At 49.6% G+C, this 268-nt stretch carries 1 protein-coding gene; it reads right to left on the reverse strand.

Annotation, left to right across the window (positions count from 1 at the left end; translation table 11 throughout):
• Positions 1 to 268, reverse strand: a 268-nt coding sequence (locus tag ACYP03_RS26400; RefSeq protein WP_459782724.1) for an aminotransferase class V-fold PLP-dependent enzyme, incomplete at both ends; no start/stop codon positions are given.

Below are 268 nucleotides of genomic sequence, written 5' to 3' on the forward strand. Positions count from 1 at the left end.
GAGGTCATATTCGGACCAAAAACAATATTGTCGGGCGACGGCGCATTCAGTAATGCTTGAACAAACTGACGCGCCTTTGCCATGAGTGACACTGTCACCTCACTGGAGAAAAACGAACCGCCCAGATTGGCATTATATCGACCAAGATAATCCGTCATGGCCTGTAAAACACTGGCAGGCACCTGTGCTCCACCCGGTCCGTCAAAGAAATACACAGGTGCATCATTTATCTGTTGAGCCAGTGCAGGAAACTGCTGACGAACACTCG

The organism is Photobacterium sp. R1 (genome assembly GCF_054600795.1).